Below are 18,723 nucleotides of genomic sequence, written 5' to 3'. Positions count from 1 at the left end.
GTAAGCCTCTACTGCACCAACGCAATCAGTTCCTTAAGCAATTGTTCCGGCTGTTCGCCGCTGAGTTCAGCGTCAACCGGCAGATACCACCAGTTTTCTTTCGCAAAGGCACGGCATTTCACCGCATCTTTTTCGGTCATAATGAGCGTCTGGCCAGGCGCGGTAAGCGCCTCAACCTGTTCTGACACCAGCGCCTGATGGTCAGCCAGCGGAACGCGTTTTTCCAGCCGGGCGCCACACTGTTCCAGCGTCGCGAAGAAGCGCGGCGGATGACCAATACCCGCCATTGCCACCAGCGAAGGCAGTTCTGCAACCGCCCGGCGTTCACCCGTCACCAGGTTGACCGCCATTCCCGGTAACAGACGCATAGGAATTTCACCCGACTTTGCTTCACCGCCGTTAACAATCACCGCATCAACGGACTTCAGACGCGAAGCGCGTTCACGCATGGGGCCAGCGGGCAGCCACCAGCCGTTGCCGAAACGACGAACGCCGTCGATAACTACAATCTCTTTATCACGCGCCAGAGCGTAATGCTGCAGGCCGTCGTCAGTGATGATGATTTGTGCCGCGTGTTCAGCAAGCAGGGCCTGCACGGCGTCGCTGCGCACCGGGGAGACCGCAACCGGCGCACCGGTACGCTGGAAAATCAATACTGGCTCATCACCCGCTTCTGCGGTCGTGGTTTCCGCCGACAGCAGCAATGGGTAGTGCGCCGCTTTACCACCATACCCACGCGACACCACGCCGGGGCGGATGCCGCGTTTTTGCAACTGCTCCACCAGCCAGATCACCACTGGCGTTTTGCCGTTGCCGCCCGCCGTGAGGTTACCCACCACGACTACCGGAACCGGCGCGCGCCAGGCACGCTTGATCCCCAGACGGTAAAACAGGCGAATAATGCCGCTCACCAGGCCGTACAGCCAGGAGAGCGGCAAAAGCAGCAGCCACAGCGGGGATTCACCGGACCAGATGCGTGCAATCATTCGCCGAACTGCATCTTGTGAAGCTGGGCGTAAACGCCACGATGTTCCAGCAGATCGGCATGGCTTCCGCGTTCAACAATGATGCCGTCTTCAACCACGACGATCTCATCTGCCTGCTCAATAGTGGACAGACGGTGCGCAATCACCAGCGAAGTACGGTTCTTTTGCAGTTCATCCAGCGCCGACTGAATCGCGCGTTCAGATTCCGTATCCAGTGCAGATGTTGCTTCGTCCAGGATCAGTATCGGGCTATCGCGCAGCAGCGCGCGCGCAATGGCGATACGCTGGCGCTGACCGCCGGAGAGCAGTACCCCGTTTTCACCGATTATCGTGTCCAGACCGTTATCCATCTTGTTGATAAAGTCCATTGCATACGCCATACGCGCGGCGTTCTCAATCTGCTCGCGGCTGTACTCGTCAGTGCGTGCATAAGCAATGTTGTTGGCGACCGTATCGTTGAAGAGATGCACGTTCTGAGAAACCAGCGCAACCTGGTTACGCAGCGACTGCAGGGTGTACTCCCGCAGATCGTGACCATCCAGCAGGATCTCACCTTCGTTAATATCGTAGAAACGAGTGATGAGGCTCGCAATGGTGGATTTACCGGAGCCGGAGCGGCCTACCAGCGCAACGGTTTTACCTGCCGGAATCGTCAGGTTGATATTGCGCAGAGCCGGCGTTTCGCGGCCTGGATAGGTGAAGGTCACGTTGCGGAACTCCACGTCGCCACGCGCGCGCTCTACCTCGCGTGTACCTTCGTCTTTTTCCTGTTCAGAATCCAGAATGCTGAACAGCGTCTGGCAGGCGGCCATCCCGCGCTGGAACTGGGCGTTCACGTTGGTCAGGGATTTCAGCGGGCGCATCAGGGCAATCATCGAGGAGAAGACTACGGTGATAGTACCCGCCGTCAGCGTCTCCATTACGCTCGGGAAGCTTGCCGCATAAAGAACGAACGCCAGCGCCAGTGAGGCAATCAGCTGAATGATCGGGTCAGAGATGGAAGAGGCCGAGACCATCTTCATCCCCTGCAGACGCATTTTGTTGCTGACTTTGTCAAAGCGTTTGGTTTCAACTTCCTGACCGCCGAAGATCAACACTTCTTTGTGCCCTTTCAGCATCTGTTCTGCGCTGGTCGTCACCTGCCCCATGGTGTTCTGCATATTCTTACTGATATTGCGGAAGCGCTTTGAGACGACGCGGATAGCAATGGACACGACCGGTGCCAGCACGATAAGGATCAGCGACAGCTGCCAGCTGTAATAGAACATCATTGCAAACAGACCGATGATCGACGCTCCTTCGCGCACGACGGTAATCAGCGCGCTTGAAGAGGAGGAGGCAACCTGCTCTGAATCGTAGGTAATACGAGACAGCAGCGTCCCGGTGGATTGCTTGTCAAAGAATGAAACCGGCATGCCCATCATGTGGCTGAACAGACGACGGCGCATGGTCATAACCACTTTCCCGGAAACCCAGGAGATGCAGTAGCTGGAGATATAGCTGGTGATACCACGTAAGATCATCAGCCCGATAACCACCAGAGGCATCCATAGCAACACTGAGCGATCCGTTTTACCAAAACCGTCGTCCAGTAACGGTTTGAGGAGCGATAACATAAAAGTATCGCTGGCTGCGTTGAGGATTAACGCTACACCCGCCACGATCAGGCCTGCTTTAAAGGGTGCAATCATCGGCCAGAGTCGGCGGAAGGTTTGCCACGTGGAGAGATCTTTGTCGTTATGCATTCAAAAAACCAGCATTTGTTGAAATAGCCGCATATTCTACCCGTTATCTACGGGCGCGCCAAACCACTGATGATACCAGGGGGGTAAAAATTGATCCCGCACGCGCCGGATTTGCCAGCGATGGTGCGAAAATGTCACCGATATTTGCCCGGAATGGGGGGTATCGTGCCAGATATATCCCTCTTTTCGATAGCGCCGGACTACTTTAGCCGACGGGAATCGCCATGCGTTATAGCGGGCCGCTGAATCCAGAGCTATCTGTCCCTCAACCCGCTGTACCAGCGGCAATGACGACGAGGTATTGCTGCCGTGATGAGGTACCTGTATGAGGGTGGACGTTAGATGCTGCCAGTAATGGCTAAGCATAGCCTGTTCTGCCTGTGCTTCAATGTCTCCCGTCAGCAGAACGCTCTGCTCGCCGTCGTCAATTTTTACCACGCAGGAGTGATTGTTACCCTGAGCCGGATAATTTTCAGTGGGCCAGTGGACGGTGAACGTTAACCCCTGCCATTGCCATCTTTGCCCGCGAAAGCAGGGACGATGCCCGGTCTGGTGCAACGGACTTCTTACCCACATTTCGGGCCATGTTTTTTGCAGCGATACAAGGCCTCCCGCATGGTCGAGATGCTCATGGCTGAGAATAACGCCTTCCGGCTGCAGATGATGCCAGCGCAGCCATGGAATAATTAACCGCTGTGCACTATCCCCGCCCGGCCAGGCAAGCCCGGTATCGTAAAGAATGGCTTTTCCCTGTCGTTCAATAACCATTGCCAGTCCCTGCCCCACGTCCAGCATATGGAGCGTCCAGGCGTCGCTTTTCGCCGTCCGCCAGAGGGGAGAAGCCAGCAAGACACATCCCGCCAGACAAACGGCAGGAACGGTTTTCCAGGCACGGAAACGCCAGCCGATGAGGATAAGCCACGGCAGTAACGTCATGTACTGCCAGCGCTGGTCCACACTCTGCCAGCCGTCTGGCAGGCGCATCAGCAACCAGAACAACCCGGCAAGCGTCTTATCGGCTGCATACCAGATGCCGCTTTCCAGCCCCGCCAGCGGCAGCAGATGGAGCAGCATGCCGAGTAAAATCAGCGGTACGCAGACAAACGTCACCAACGGCACGGCAAAGAAATTGGCGATCAACGATGAAATGCTAAAGCCATGGAAAATCAGAACCTGTAGCGGCATGAGAAGTAACAGCATGCCGACCTGCAGATAGACCAGGTTAAGCAGCGGACGTATCCGGCGAGCCCACTGCCAGTAAGGAAGCGGCAACCACTGAAACCAGAAAATCAGCGCGGCGACGGCAAATGCAGACAAAAGCAGACTCTGCGAAAGTATGGCTAAGGGATCGCTTATCAGGATCGCCGCGACACAGCAGATCCACACCTGCCATGGAGACCATTGCCGGGAACCGATCCGCAGCGCCGCCAGTACAGCAAGTGCGATGACCGTGCGTAGCGCGGGCGGTTGCAGACCGGTCAGCCAGGCGTAGAAAGCAGCAAAGAATAACCCTGCCAGCAGAGGCATTTGCCAGTTGACCCGATGGCAAGGTAATAAAAACTGAAGCCCGCGCACAAGAAACCAGACGATGGAGGCCGCCAGCGCGATATGCAGACCCGAAATCGCCATCAGATGCAGCGTGCCGGTTTCACGCATCAGGTCTTTTATTTCCCTGGGGACATCCAGACGTTCTCCCATGCCCAGCCCGAGGATAACCGCGCCCCAGCGATAAACTGAAAGTCGGTTTTGCAGCGATGTCAGGTATTGCGCTCGCAGGCTACAGCGTCCATCGATGAGTTCTGCATGTGTAAAACGCCCACTTAGCGTTTGATGGCGGGCAATAGCGCTGCGCTGGGGGTCATACCCTCCGTCGTTCAGTTCGCCGTGTACAGGCCTGAGCCGGAGCGTCATCGCCCAGCGCTGACCGGCACACGCTTTCTGCGGCAGATAATGACCATAAAGCGTTACGCCCGTTGACGCCCACCAGCGCTGGCCATCAACGGTGAGTATTTTTCCCTGATGCACAGTGGCACCATCAGTCGCGGCGATCTCCACCTCGACCTGTACGGCACCTGCGGTTAAATGCTGCATCGGCCAGACGCTCTCTTGCGCGGCCAGAATGCCCCACACGCAAAATAACAGCGTCAACCCCACATACTTCAGCCGTACGTTTTGGCGTGCGGCTAGTGCAACCCCGCCAGCCATCATTATCCAGATGGTATAACGCGATGGCAGTTCAGGTAACCAGAGTAACGGGGCTATCGCCAGAATGGCGCAGATACCTAAAGCGGGAATTCCCATTGCTACCTCCCTGTTTCTGGGCGGCAGTATGCGGGCAGATCGAGCGGGGTGTCAGGCGTGAAAAATGCAATCTACAGCAAGCGCTGCAAGGTTTTTAGCGCGTTGCAGAAAACGCAACTTAAAATGCGAGACACCTTCAGAATGAAAGTGACGGAGACAAAAAAAGCACCCGCAGGTGCTTTCTTTCGAACCCAGTTTAACCGGCTGGCTAAACTCAGTTGCCGTAAATATTGGCGCGATCGCGCAGTTCTTTACCCGGCTTAAAGTGTGGAACGTACTTCCCTTCCAGCTCGACTTTATCACCAGTTTTCGGGTTACGCCCGGTACGTGGAGCACGATAGTGCAGAGAAAAACTACCGAAACCGCGGATTTCAATGCGCTCGCCCTGGGCAAGAGTGGAGGCCATATGCTCCAGCATCTCTTTTACGGCATCTTCCACTGCCTTGGCAGGGATATGCGGTTGCTGACTGGCAAGTCTTTCAATCAATTCTGACTTGGTCATGATTCCTCCGGTTCCTTTCAAACCAATTAGCTGAACAGCTCATTAAACAAGGGCGGCCGTAGCCGCCCTTTGTTATTGATTACAGGACGAATCCTGCAATCTGTCAAGTCTGCTCATCATCCTTCGCGCTGTAAATGCGTTACAGCTCAAATGATGCTGAGAACCTGATATTACTCGCCTTTAGCTGCTTTGAAAGCTTCAGCCATTGCGTTGTTAGAGAAGTTTGCATCTTCCTGTTTGTTAACAGTTGCGATTGCATCTTTCTCATCAGCTTCGTCTTTAGCACGTACAGACAGGCTGATTGCACGGTTCTTACGGTCAACACCGGTGAACTTAGCTTCAACGTCGTCGCCTACGTTCAGAACCAGAGTGGCATCTTCAACGCGGTCACGTGAAGCTTCAGAAGCGCGCAGGTAACCTTCAACGCCGTCAGCCAGTTCTACGGTTGCGCCTTTAGCGTCAACTGCAGTCACTTTACCGTTTACGATTGCGCCTTTCTTGTTCAGTGCAACCCAGTTGTTGAACGGATCTTCTGCGAGCTGTTTAACGCCCAGGGAGATACGCTCACGCTCTGCGTCAACCTGCAGAACAACTGCAGCGATTTCGTCGCCTTTTTTGTATTCACGAACTGCTTCTTCGCCTGCAACGTTCCAGGAGATGTCAGACAGGTGAACCAGGCCATCGATGCCGCCGTCCAGGCCGATGAAGATACCGAAGTCAGTGATAGACTTGATTTTACCTTCAACACGGTCGCCCTTGTTGTGGGTTTCCGCGAACTGCTGCCATGGGTTGTTTTTGCACTGCTTCAGGCCCAGGGAGATACGACGACGTTCTTCGTCGATATCCAGAACCATCACTTCCACTACATCACCAACGTTAACAACTTTGGATGGGTGGATGTTTTTGTTGGTCCAGTCCATTTCGGAAACGTGCACCAGGCCTTCAACGCCTTCTTCGATTTCAACGAAGCAGCCGTAGTCGGTCAGGTTGGTTACGCGACCAGTCAGTTTAGTACCTTCTGGGTAACGCTTAGCGATAGCTACCCATGGATCTTCGCCCAGCTGTTTCAGGCCGAGGGATACACGAGTACGCTCGCGGTCGAACTTCAGCACTTTAACAGTGATTTCGTCGCCCACGTTCACGATTTCGCTTGGGTGCTTAACGCGTTTCCACGCCATGTCGGTGATGTGCAGCAGGCCATCAACGCCGCCCAGGTCAACGAATGCGCCGTAGTCAGTGAGGTTCTTAACGATACCTTTGACTTCCATGCCTTCCTGCAGGTTTTCCAGCAGCTGATCGCGTTCTGCGCTGTTTTCGGATTCGATAACGGCACGACGGGAAACAACAACGTTGTTACGCTTCTGGTCCAGCTTGATTACTTTGAACTCAAGCTCTTTGCCTTCGAGGTGCAGGGTGTCACGGACTGGACGAACGTCTACCAGTGAACCTGGCAGGAACGCACGAATACCATTCAGCTCAACAGTGAAGCCACCTTTAACTTTGCCGTTGATAACACCGACCACAGTTTCAGCTTCTTCGTAAGCTTTCTCCAGCGTGATCCATGCTTCGTGACGTTTAGCTTTCTCACGAGACAGCAGGGTTTCGCCGAAGCCGTCTTCTACTGCGTCCAGAGCAACGTCAACTTCGTCACCAACCTGGATTTCCAGCTCGCCCTGGGCGTTTTTGAACTGCTCAGCCGGAATGGCGGACTCAGATTTCAGACCGGCGTCAACCAGTACTACGTCTTTATCGATAGCAACAACAACACCGCGAACGATGGAACCCGGACGGGTTTCGATTTCTTTTAAGGATTCTTCAAACAGTTGAGCAAAAGATTCAGTCATGTTTAATCTTCAGGTTAATATTAACGTCCACCTGGCTCCGTGCCGGATGGGGTTGTTTCACATACCCGCCGTCAATCCATTGCAGCGGGGGTACTGCTAAATCGGTCGCGATTACGCGAGTGCCAGTTTTTGGCGCGCATATTGTAGCGCTTTTTCAATCACTTGCTCAATAGTTAAACTGGTTGAATCCAGAACTAATGCATCTTCTGCAGGAACAAGCGGTGCGACGGCGCGGTTACGATCGCGGTCATCGCGCTCTTTTATCTCGGATAAAAGGCGATCAAAGTTAACACTAAACCCCTTTTCCTGCAACTGAAGCATACGGCGTTGAGCACGTTCTTCCGAAGAGGCGTCAAGGAAGATTTTTACTGGCGCATCAGGGAAGACCACGGTTCCCATGTCGCGTCCATCAGCGATCAGACCCGGGGCTTCACGAAACGCTCGCTGGCGACGCAGCAGCGCCTCACGAACGCGTGGGAAAGCCGCCACCTGGGAGGCCGCATTAGCGACTTCCTGCGTACGGATCTCGCCGCTCACGTCTTCCCCTTCCAGGATCACTTCCAGGTTGCCATCGGTAGAAACAAAACGCACATCCAGATGCGCAGCCAGCGGTACCAGCGCTTCTTCAGAGGCGACATCCACGTGATGATGCAGCGCAGCCAGCGCCAGCACGCGATAGATTGCTCCCGAATCTAAAAGATGCCATTGCAATGCTTCCGCCATCGCTTTGCACAGAGTACCTTTCCCTGCGCCACTCGGCCCATCAATGGTGATTACCGGGGCAACTGCCGTCATCTTTTTCTCCTTAAATAAGGCATACCGTTAACATGAACGCCGCGCATTATACGCGCCAACGTGCGCAACTGTTACCTTTGCGTGCAAATTACGGAATGATAGAAGCAGAGTGTAGAAGAAATGAGCGGGAAAGATCGTCAGGAAGCGTAAGGAAATGCCGCATCAGGTGATGCGGCAAGACTTCATCATGCCAGGGTGCTAATGCGCGCCAGCTGTTCGAAATAGTCCGGGAAGGTTTTCGCCGTACATTTCGGATCGAGAATGGTCACAGGGGTATCGGACAGCGCCACCAGCGAGAAACACATCGCCATACGGTGATCGTTATAGGTCCCGATTTCAGCAAACTGCAGTTTTGCCGGAGGGGTAACGCGAATGTAATCTTCGCCCTCTTCTACCTCAGCGCCAACTTTACGCAGCTCGGTTGCCATCGCGAACAGGCGGTCCGTCTCTTTTACGCGCCAGTTATAAATGTTGCGCAGCGTGGTGGTGCCTTTGGCAAACAGCGCCGCCGTGGCAATGGTCATCGCCGCATCCGGGATATGGTTCATGTCCATGTCGATGGCGTTCAGCTCACCGTGGGTACAGGAGATGAAATCATCCCCCCAGGTGACAACCGCGCCCATTTTTTCCAGCACGTCAGCAAAACGAATATCGCCCTGCACGCTGTTGCGGCCAATGCCGGTCACTTTTACCGTACCGCCTTTAATCGCGCCAGCGGCAAGGAAATAGGATGCGGATGAAGCATCGCCTTCAACCAGGTAGTTGCCCGGCGACTGGTACTTCTGCGCGCCGCGAACCACGAAACGCTGATAAGACTGGTTTTCAACCTCAACGCCGAAGGTTTTCATCAGATGCAGCGTAATATCAATATACGGTTTGGAGACCAGCTCACCTTTAATCGTGATAACCGTATCCTGCGGGGCCAGCGGCGCGGTCATCAGCAGCGCCGTCAGGAACTGGCTGGAGACGCTGCCGTCAACCTCGACGGTACCGCCGGTAAAGCCCCCGCGCAGACGCAGTGGCGGGTAATTTTCCTGCTCCAGATACTCAATCTGCGCGCCGCCCTGACGCAGGGCATCTACCAGATGGCCGATCGGACGTTCCTTCATGCGCGGCTCGCCGGTCAGCACGATGTTATTGCTCCCGAGGCACAGGGCTGCCGCCAGCGGACGCATCGCGGTACCCGCGTTACCCAGAAACAGCTCAAGCTCGTCACTCGCCTGCAGCGCGCCGCCGTTGCCGGTCACTTCGCAGCGGGTACGATCGTCAGAGAGTGTGTAATGAACGCCCAACGCTTTCAGCGCATTGAGCATATGGCGCACGTCATCGCTGTCCAGCAGGTTGGTGAGGACGGTGGTGCCGTTTGCCAGAGCTGCCAGCAGCAGAGCGCGGTTCGAGACACTTTTTGAACCAGGCAGATTGATGGTGCCATCTACCCGCGCGATAGGTTGTAACGTCAGGGATTCCATGAAAACTAAACTCTCAACTCAACATAATAAAAACCCCGCAGGGACGCTGCGGGGGTGAAAAACAGCAAATTAACCGTGACGACGTTCGAAGTCGATCATGAAATCGGTCAGGGCCTTAACGCCTTCCAGCGGCATGGCGTTATAAATGGAAGCACGCATCCCGCCCACCACACGATGGCCTTTCAGCGCGTGCAGACCCGCCGCGAACGACTCTTCCAGGAACACGCTGTCCAGGCTGCTGTCTGCCAGCTGGAACGGTACGTTCATGCGGGAACGGTTCGCTTTCGCCACATCGTTACGGTAGAAATCGCTCTTGTCGATCGTGCCGTACAGCAGTTCGGCTTTCTGCTGATTGATCTTGTCCATCTGCGCCACACCGCCGTTTTGCTTCAGCCATTTGAAGACCAGGCCGGAGAGATACCAGGCAAACGTAGGTGGGGTGTTGAACATGGAGTCGTTGTCATTCAGGACGGTGTAATCGAGAATCGACGGGCAGGACTTATGGGCTTTCCCCAGCAGGTCTTCACGAACGATGACAATAGTCAGCCCAGCAGGACCGATGTTTTTCTGAGCACCTGCGTAAATGACGCCGTAGCGGCTGACGTCCAGCGGAGTGGACAGAATGGTTGAAGAGAGGTCCGCCGTCACAATGACATTGTCGCCAAAGTCTGGCTCTTCGTGAATGGCGATGCCGTCGATGGTTTCGTTCGGGCAGTAGTGGAGATACGCGGCGTTGTCAGACAGCTGCCACTCGCTCATCGGCTTCACGGCGCGCAGACCGTCAACGGTCACTTTGGCGTCAATAACGTTCGGCGTGCAGTATTTGTGCGCTTCTTTTACGGCGCTTGCCGCCCAGTAACCCGCGTCAACGTAGTCAGCCGTCGTTTTGTCGCCCAGGATATTCAGGGGTACGCCAGCAAACTGGCCGCGTCCACCGCCGTGACAGAACAATACTTTGTAGTTCGAGGGAATGTTCAGCAGATCGCGAAAATCCTTTTCTGCCTCTTCCGCCACCTGAATAAACTCTTTACCCCGGTGGCTGATTTCCATCACCGACGTACCCAGACCGTTCCAGTCACACAGCTCCTGTTGAGCCTGTTTGAGCACGTCTGCCGGTAACATTGCCGGACCTGAACTGAAATTAAAAACTTGAGCCATTTCCCCTCACCACGCTAAAAGCCATAAGTTATAACTGTGGATATCGGTTTTATCATTCAGTGACACGCGCCGCAATGTCTAAAACTTATGACCGGGGAAATGTGCCCTTCGTCACACAAAACAATCTGCCGCCTCGTCGTCACAAAACCGACAAAATCGCTGTCAGACGAGGCGTTTAGCCCGGCTAACCTTTGTCCATTCCGGATTTGCACAACGAGGGCATAATTGATGATCGCCCGCATGCATCCCCACAACATGACTACATTTTATACATGCATACTCCCCGGTTTCAGGTATCACCCTGAACCGTTCTACTAACATATCCGGCAGGATACACAGGCCGGGCTTAACGTCGTCATCAGCATAGTAATAGACGCTGATTTGCCCATTGGTTTCCATGATCGCCAGCCGCACCTGTCCGAGCTGTTCAACGCTATTCAGGCGCAGCTCCATGAAGAACTCAAACTCGGTCATATTGGCGCTTTGCACATTTTCCCAGGCCAGCTGACCGTCCTCGACGATAACGACCGGCTTCCCTTCAAGCAGATCTTCCAGCTTTTCACTTTTCGACATTAGCCACATCACCAGCCGGTAAAGCAAGGCGAGGGAAACAAAAACGATAAACACCGGCACCATCGGCACGTCGTCATAGAAGGCAACATCCCCCGCCGCCGAGCCCAGCGTCAGGATGATCAGCACTTCAAACAGCGACATCTGACGAACGCCACGACGGCCGGTAATTTTGAGAAACAGGAAGACGAGTACGAAGGTATACAGGCTGCGCAGCGCCACTTCGCCCAGAAATTCAGGTGGAACTTTATCAAACGCCATCCGCTGGAGATCAAATGCTTTCATTTTTCTATGCCTTAACAGTCAGTTACTGCTACTAAGCATAGCCCAGCCATTTATTTTCGCCGGAGATAGCACCCGTCACGCAAAACCCGTATCATTGCGCGCTTTACGTACGATAAAAGTGAACGCCATGACTCAAACGTTTATCCCCGGCAAAGACGCCGCTCTGGAAGATTCCATCGCTCGCTTCCAGCAGAAACTGACCGACCTGGGCTTTAACATCGAAGAAGCCTCCTGGCTCAATCCGGTGCCTCACGTCTGGTCCGTGCACATTCGCGACAAAGACTGCGCGCTCTGCTTTACCAACGGTAAAGGTGCGACGAAAAAAGCGGCACTGGCCTCTGCGCTGGGTGAGTATTTTGAGCGTCTGTCCACCAACTATTTCTTCGCTGACTTCTGGCTGGGTGAAACCATCGCCAACGGTCCGTTCGTTCACTATCCGAACGAAAAATGGTTCCCGCTGACCGAAGACGATGAACTGCCGGAAGGCATTCTGGATGGCCGTCTGCGTGCCTTCTACGATCCGGAAAACGAACTGACCGCCAGCATGCTGATCGATCTGCAGTCTGGGAATGAAGAGCGTGGGATCTGCGCCCTGCCGTTCACCCGTCAGTCTGACGAGCAGACCGTCTATATCCCGATGAACATCGTCGGCAACCTGTATGTGTCTAACGGTATGTCCGCCGGTAACACCCGCAATGAAGCGCGCGTGCAGGGTCTCTCTGAAGTCTTCGAGCGTCATATCAAAAACCGCATTATTGCCGAATCCATCAGCCTGCCTGAAATTCCGGCAGACGTGCTGGCGCGCTACCCGGGCGTGGTGGAATCCATCGCCAAACTGGAAGCCGAAGGTTTCCCAATCTTTGCGTATGACGGCTCGCTGGGCGGTAAATATCCGGTTATCTGCGTCGTGCTGTTTAACCCGACTAACGGAACCTGCTTCGCCTCCTTCGGCGCGCATCCTGACTTCGGCGTGGCGCTGGAGCGAACCGTGACCGAGCTGCTGCAGGGCCGTAGCCTGAAAGATCTCGACGTATTCACCCCGCCAACGTTTGACGATGAAGAAGTGGCCGAGCACACCAACCTCGAAACCCACTTCATCGACTCCAGCGGTTTGATCTCCTGGGATATGTTCAAGCAGGACGCGGACTATCCGTTCGTGGACTGGAGCTTTGCCGGTACCACCGAAGAAGAGTTCGCTACATTGATGGCAATCTTCGACGCCGAAGATCAGGAAGTCTACATTGCCGACTACGAACACCTGGGCGTTTACGCGTGCCGCATCATCGTACCTGGCATGTCCGATATCTACCCGGCGGAAGATCTGTGGCTCGCAAACAACAGCATGGGCGCGCACCTGCGTGAAACCCTACTCTCCCTGCCGGGCAGCGAGTGGGAAAAAGAAGATTATCTCAACCTGATAGCCCAGCTAGACGATGAAGGCCACGATGACTTTACCCGCGTGCGCGAGTTGCTGGGTCTGGCGACCGGGAAAGACAACGGCTGGTACACGCTGCGCATCGGTGAACTGAAAGCGATGCTGGCCCTCGCGGGCGGCGATCTGGATCAGGCTCTGGCCTGGACAGAATGGACCATGGAGTTTAACCAGTCGGTCTTCTCCGCCGAGCGCACCAACTATTACCGCTGCCTGCAAACCCTGCTGCTGCTTGCACAGGAAGACGATCGCGAGCCACTGCAGTACCTGAACGCTTTTGTACGTATGTACGGTGCTGAAGCGGTTGAAGCCGCCAGCGCGGCGCTGAGCGGTGAAGAGCCGTTCTACGGTCTGCAGGCGGTTGACAGCGATCTGAAAGCCTTCCCGGCGCATCAGTCTCTGCTGAAGGCCTATGAAAAACTGCAGAAAGCAAAAGCCGCTTACTGGTCAAAATAAACGCATATAACATTAACGGCAGTAGGCGTATTCAATCGTCTGGGCTATATTACGGGGCAATTTCATTGCCCCGTTTTTTATTCTCTTCGGCAATGATTGTTGATTGTAATAATAAAGTTAAACACGGGTAAATATAATAATATTTGCCTGGGCTTTATTGTTACTTTTTATGGTAAATACTCCATATTAATTAACTGTTTCGAAGGGGGCCGAACGAAAAAATTCAACTCTTTTCATAACTTTTAAAATTTATTTTTATACGGATAATCAAATACTTACTCCGCATTTGTTGTAAAACCATACATACTGCGGGCCTATAAGCCAGGCGAGATATGATCTATATCAATTTCTCTTCTATAATGCTTTGTTAGTATCTCGTCGCCGACTTAATAAAGAGAGAGTTAGTGTGAAAGCTGACAACCCTTTTGATCTTTTACTCCCCGCCGCGATGGCAAAAGTTGCCGAAGAAGCGGGTGTCTATAAAGCAACGAAACACCCGATGAAGACGTTCTATCTGGCGATCACCGCTGGTGTGTTCATCTCTATCGCTTTCGTCTTCTACATCACCGCCACCACCGGTACTGCCGGAATGCCTTTCGGCATGGCCAAACTGATTGGCGGCATTTGCTTCTCACTGGGTCTGATTCTCTGCGTCATTTGCGGCGCCGACCTCTTCACCTCAACGGTGCTGATTGTTGTGGCGAAAGCCAGCGGAAGAATTACCTGGGGTCAACTGGCGCGCAACTGGCTTAACGTCTACGTTGGTAACCTGATTGGCTGTCTGCTCTTTGTTCTGTTGATGTGGCTCTCTGGCGAGTATATGACCGCCAACGGTGGCTGGGGGCTTAATGTCCTGCAAACCGCTGACCACAAAATGCATCACACATTTATCGAAGCCGTTGCTCTCGGCATCCTCGCAAACCTGATGGTCTGCCTGGCGGTCTGGATGAGCTACTCTGGCCGTAGCCTGATGGATAAAGCCATGATTATGGTTCTGCCGGTTGCGATGTTTGTTGCCAGCGGCTTCGAGCACAGTATTGCGAATATGTTCATGATCCCGATGGGGATTGTTATCCGCAACTTTGCAAGCCCGGAGTTCTGGACCGCAGTTGGTTCATCCCCGGAAAGTTTCTCTCACCTGACTATTATGAATTTCATTACTGATAACCTGATCCCCGTCACTATCGGGAACATTATCGGTGGGGGTCTGTTAGTTGGGTTGACATACTGGGTCATTTACCTGCGTGGCGGCGACCATCATTAATGGTTGTCTCAGGCAGTAAATAAAAAATCCACTTAAGAAGGTAGGTGTTACATGTCCGAGCTTAATGAAAAGTTAGCCACAGCCTGGGAAGGTTTTGCGAAAGGTGACTGGCAGAATGAAGTCAACGTCCGTGACTTCATTCAGAAAAACTATACCCCGTATGAAGGTGACGAATCCTTCCTGGCTGGCGCAACTGACGCGACCACCAAGCTGTGGGACAGCGTAATGGAAGGCGTTAAACTGGAAAACCGCACTCACGCGCCAGTTGATTTTGACACCTCCGTTGCATCCACCATCACTTCTCACGATGCTGGCTACATCAACAAAGCCCTTGAGAAAATTGTTGGTCTGCAGACTGAAGCACCACTGAAACGCGCCATCATCCCGTTCGGTGGTATCAAAATGGTTGAAGGTTCCTGCAAAGCGTATAACCGCGAGCTGGACCCAATGCTGAAAAAAATCTTCACCGAATACCGCAAAACCCATAACCAGGGCGTATTCGATGTTTATACCAAAGACATTCTGAACTGCCGTAAATCTGGCGTTCTGACCGGTCTGCCAGATGCCTATGGCCGTGGCCGTATCATCGGTGACTACCGTCGCGTTGCGCTGTACGGTATCGACTTCCTGATGAAAGACAAATACGCGCAGTTCGTTTCCCTGCAGTCTGACCTGGAAAACGGCGTAAACCTGGAAGCGACTATCCGTCTGCGTGAAGAAATTGCTGAACAGCACCGCGCGCTGGGTCAGATCAAAGAGATGGCGGCTAAATACGGCTGCGATATCTCTGGTCCTGCGACCAACGCTCAGGAAGCTATCCAGTGGACCTACTTCGGCTACCTGGCCGCTGTTAAGTCTCAGAACGGTGCAGCAATGTCCTTCGGCCGCGTATCCACCTTCCTGGATGCGTACATCGAACGTGACCTGAAAGCAGGCAAAATCACCGAGCAAGACGCTCAGGAAATGATTGACCACCTGGTCATGAAACTGCGTATGGTTCGCTTCCTGCGTACCCCAGAATATGATGAACTGTTCTCTGGTGACCCAATCTGGGCAACCGAATCTATCGGCGGTATGGGCGTTGACGGCCGTACGCTGGTTACCAAAAACAGCTTCCGCTTCCTGAACACCCTGTACACCATGGGTCCTTCTCCGGAGCCAAACATCACCGTTCTGTGGTCTGAAAAACTGCCTCTGAACTTCAAGAAATTCGCCGCTAAAGTGTCCATCGACACCTCTTCTCTGCAGTACGAGAACGATGACCTGATGCGTCCGGACTTCAACAACGACGACTACGCTATCGCTTGCTGCGTGAGCCCAATGGTTGTTGGTAAACAAATGCAGTTCTTCGGTGCGCGTGCAAACCTGGCGAAAACCATGCTGTACGCTATCAACGGCGGCGTTGATGAAAAACTGAAAATGCAGGTTGGTCCTAAGTCTGAGCCAATCAAAGGCGACGTGCTGAACTATGACGAAGTCATGGAGCGCATGGACCACTTCATGGACTGGCTGGCTAAGCAGTACGTGACCGCGCTGAACGTTATCCACTACATGCACGACAAGTACAGCTACGAAGCCTCTCTGATGGCGCTGCACGACCGTGACGTTATCCGCACCATGGCGTGTGGTATCGCAGGTCTGTCCGTTGCGGCTGACTCCCTTTCTGCAATCAAATACGCGAAAGTTAAACCAATTCGTGACGAAGACGGCCTGGCCGTAGACTTCGAAATCGAAGGCGAATACCCGCAGTTTGGTAACAACGACGCTCGCGTTGATGACATGGCGGTTGACCTGGTAGAACGTTTCATGAAGAAAATTCAGAAACTCACTACCTACCGTAACGCTATCCCGACTCAGTCTGTTCTGACCATCACCTCTAACGTTGTGTATGGTAAGAAAACCGGTAACACCCCAGACGGTCGTCGTGCTGGCGCGCCATTTGGCCCAGGTGCTAACCCAATGCACGGTCGTGACCAGAAAGGTGCTGTAGCATCTCTGACCTCCGTTGCTAAACTGCCGTTTGCTTACGCGAAAGATGGTATCTCTTACACCTTCTCTATCGTGCCAAACGCGCTGGGTAAAGACGACGAAGTGCGTAAAACTAACCTCGCGGGTCTGATGGATGGTTACTTCCACCACGAAGCGTCCATCGAAGGTGGTCAGCACCTGAACGTGAACGTAATGAACCGTGAAATGCTGCTCGACGCGATGGAACATCCTGAGAAATATCCTCAGCTGACCATCCGCGTATCTGGCTACGCAGTACGTTTTAACTCCCTGACGAAAGAACAGCAGCAGGACGTTATTACCCGTACTTTCACTCAGTCCATGTAAGTGGAATTGACTGAAATCACGCGTTAAAAAGCGTACAATAAAGGCTCCACGCAAGTGGGGCCTTTTTAACACCCTCGCTTCACCAGTCTCTTTTGTCCGCTATCTATACTTTATGGATAACAGCCAAAACAGACTCGACATAGCCTTTGAGCTGTGCAACTACACAGGCCCCCGGATGGGCCAAATTCGGAGATATCACCGCAATGTCAACTATTGGTCGCATTCACTCCTTTGAATCCTGTGGCACCGTCGATGGCCCGGGGATCCGCTTTATTACCTTTTTCCAGGGCTGCCTGATGCGCTGCCTGTACTGCCATAACCGCGACACCTGGGACACGCACGGCGGTAAAGAAGTCACCGTGGAAGATCTGATGAAAGAGGTGGTGACCTACCGCCACTTTATGAACGCATCCGGCGGTGGCGTGACCGCGTCCGGCGGTGAAGCTATTCTTCAGGCTGAGTTTGTCCGCGACTGGTTCCGCGCCTGCCATAAAGAAGGCATTCATACCTGTCTCGACACCAACGGCTTTGTGCGCCGCTACGATCCGGTCATTGATGAACTGCTCGACGTGACCGATCTGGTGATGCTCGATCTCAAACAGATGAACGATGAGATCCACCAGAATCTGGTTGGCGTTTCTAACCACCGTACGCTGGAGTTTGCCAAGTACATTGCCGACAAGGGCATCAAAACCTGGATTCGCTACGTTGTTGTTCCCGGCTGGTCAGATGACGATGACTCCGCGCATCGCCTGGGTGAATTTACCCGCGACATGGGCAACGTCGAGAAAATTGAGCTTCTGCCCTATCACGAACTGGGTAAACATAAATGGGTGGCGATGGGCGAAGAGTACAAGCTTGATGGCGTGAAGCCGCCGAAAAAAGAGACGATGGAACGCGTGAAAGGTATTCTTGAGCAGTATGGCCACAAGGTCATGTATTAAAGAGAAGGCCCGGTAAACACCGGGCCTTTTTATGTTCTATTTAAAGACGCCGTTAATTACGGAGGTCACAATTGCCGTACTCAGCGCAATTAAGACCAGGTCGTCCCCGACCACGCGCCATTCATAGCCCGGGTAGGAAGGAAGCTGGCCGAGCATAGAGGCTGGCACAGTCTTCTTCGCAATGCCCGGAGGAAGCGGTTTACCGCGTGCGAGGTTTTTCGCAATCCCCGGAGGCAGAGACTCATAGCCCGTTAAGCCATAATTCAGGGCCAGGTGGCGGGCATGATCGAAGCTCACGCGAGCGTCGACGTCATTACCGAAATCTTTGCTGTTTTTGAAGCTCTTATCCGATTTTCCAGGGTTTTCCTTTCCGCTATTTTGCTTATTACCATGGTTACCGGAATTACCAGAATTCCCGTTACCATGATTGCCGCTGTTACCCTGTCCGCCCCCGTTTCCGTGACCATTGCCATTCCCGTTTCCTGGGTTAGCCATGACCGGAGCCGTTGCAAACGTTAAAGACAACACTACGGCCAGTGCGGTAGTGGAAAAACGACGAATAGACATGATTGCTGCCTTATTGTGGTAGGACTCACCTGAATTATCGTCCGGCGCAATAAACAAACAATAAGTAAAAT

The 18,723-nt window shown here is 53.5% G+C and carries 14 protein-coding genes; 4 read left to right on the top strand and 10 right to left on the bottom strand.

The genetic code is table 11. The annotated features are described in order from the left end of the window. Positions 1–8: 8 nt before the first annotated feature. From lpxK to IM291_RS00465, 9 genes are all read right to left on the bottom strand, one after another. Positions 9–986, bottom strand: a complete 978-nt coding sequence (gene lpxK / locus IM291_RS00505) for a tetraacyldisaccharide 4'-kinase (RefSeq protein WP_063154562.1) — start codon at positions 984–986, stop codon at positions 9–11. Further along, positions 983–2,731 (bottom strand): lipid A ABC transporter ATP-binding protein/permease MsbA, encoded by a 1,749-nt coding sequence (msbA, locus tag IM291_RS00500; RefSeq protein ID WP_028012570.1) that lies wholly within the window; start codon positions 2,729–2,731, stop codon positions 983–985. Before msbA ends, lpxK begins: the two co-directional genes overlap by 4 nt. Before the next feature lie 36 nt (positions 2,732–2,767). Next, the gene (locus IM291_RS00495) at positions 2,768–5,032 is read right to left on the bottom strand and encodes a ComEC family protein (protein WP_192985901.1); all 2,265 of its coding nucleotides are present in this window, start codon (positions 5,030–5,032) and stop codon (positions 2,768–2,770) included. A gap of 214 nt (positions 5,033–5,246) precedes the next feature. After that, positions 5,247–5,534 (bottom strand): integration host factor subunit beta, encoded by a 288-nt coding sequence (ihfB, locus tag IM291_RS00490; protein WP_008499965.1) that lies wholly within the window; start codon positions 5,532–5,534, stop codon positions 5,247–5,249. 170 nt (positions 5,535–5,704) lie between these two features. Next, a complete protein-coding gene (rpsA, locus tag IM291_RS00485; RefSeq protein ID WP_008499966.1) occupies positions 5,705–7,378 on the bottom strand; it encodes a 30S ribosomal protein S1 in 1,674 nt (557 codons plus the stop codon). 111 nt (positions 7,379–7,489) lie between these two features. Further along, positions 7,490–8,173 (bottom strand): (d)CMP kinase, encoded by a 684-nt coding sequence (cmk, locus tag IM291_RS00480; protein WP_013097305.1) that lies wholly within the window; start codon positions 8,171–8,173, stop codon positions 7,490–7,492. Between the two features lie 185 nt (positions 8,174–8,358). Continuing rightward, positions 8,359–9,642, bottom strand: a complete 1,284-nt coding sequence (gene aroA / locus IM291_RS00475) for a 3-phosphoshikimate 1-carboxyvinyltransferase (protein WP_192970860.1) — start codon at positions 9,640–9,642, stop codon at positions 8,359–8,361. Positions 9,643–9,711: 69 nt separating this feature from the next. Beyond that, the gene (serC, locus tag IM291_RS00470; protein WP_192985900.1) at positions 9,712–10,800 is read right to left on the bottom strand and encodes a 3-phosphoserine/phosphohydroxythreonine transaminase; all 1,089 of its coding nucleotides are present in this window, start codon (positions 10,798–10,800) and stop codon (positions 9,712–9,714) included. Between the two features lie 162 nt (positions 10,801–10,962). Further along, on the bottom strand, positions 10,963–11,655 hold the full coding sequence (locus IM291_RS00465; RefSeq protein WP_028012566.1) for a DUF421 domain-containing protein: 693 nt from the start codon (positions 11,653–11,655) through the stop codon (positions 10,963–10,965). 127 nt (positions 11,656–11,782) lie between these two features. Here IM291_RS00465 and ycaO point away from each other — a divergent pair, with 127 nt between their 5' ends. The 4 genes from ycaO to pflA all read left to right on the top strand — a co-directional run bounded on the left by ycaO (position 11,783) and on the right by pflA (position 18,085). Further along, positions 11,783–13,543 carry a 30S ribosomal protein S12 methylthiotransferase accessory factor YcaO gene (gene ycaO, locus IM291_RS00460; RefSeq protein ID WP_049136587.1) on the top strand — a complete coding sequence of 587 codons (1,761 nt, stop codon included), beginning with the start codon at positions 11,783–11,785 and terminating at the stop codon, positions 13,541–13,543. A gap of 406 nt (positions 13,544–13,949) precedes the next feature. Then, entirely contained in the window at positions 13,950–14,807 is an 858-nt protein-coding gene (gene focA, locus IM291_RS00455; protein ID WP_028012564.1) for a formate transporter FocA, read from the top strand. Positions 14,808–14,858: 51 nt separating this feature from the next. Further along, positions 14,859–17,141 carry a formate C-acetyltransferase gene (gene pflB, locus IM291_RS00450; protein WP_023338210.1) on the top strand — a complete coding sequence of 761 codons (2,283 nt, stop codon included), beginning with the start codon at positions 14,859–14,861 and terminating at the stop codon, positions 17,139–17,141. Between the two features lie 203 nt (positions 17,142–17,344). Further along, the gene (gene pflA, locus IM291_RS00445) at positions 17,345–18,085 is read left to right on the top strand and encodes a pyruvate formate lyase 1-activating protein (protein ID WP_028012563.1); all 741 of its coding nucleotides are present in this window, start codon (positions 17,345–17,347) and stop codon (positions 18,083–18,085) included. Between the two features lie 36 nt (positions 18,086–18,121). On the opposite strand, the gene IM291_RS00440 is transcribed toward pflA, so the two are convergent. Further along, entirely contained in the window at positions 18,122–18,652 is a 531-nt protein-coding gene (locus IM291_RS00440; RefSeq protein ID WP_192985899.1) for an anti-virulence regulator CigR family protein, read from the bottom strand. Positions 18,653–18,723 lie beyond the last annotated feature (71 nt).

The organism is Enterobacter cloacae complex sp. P27C (assembly GCF_014895705.1).
GTDB classification, from domain to species: domain Bacteria; phylum Pseudomonadota; class Gammaproteobacteria; order Enterobacterales; family Enterobacteriaceae; genus Enterobacter; species Enterobacter bugandensis.
This window is presented reverse-complemented; position numbering and strand designations above follow the sequence as displayed.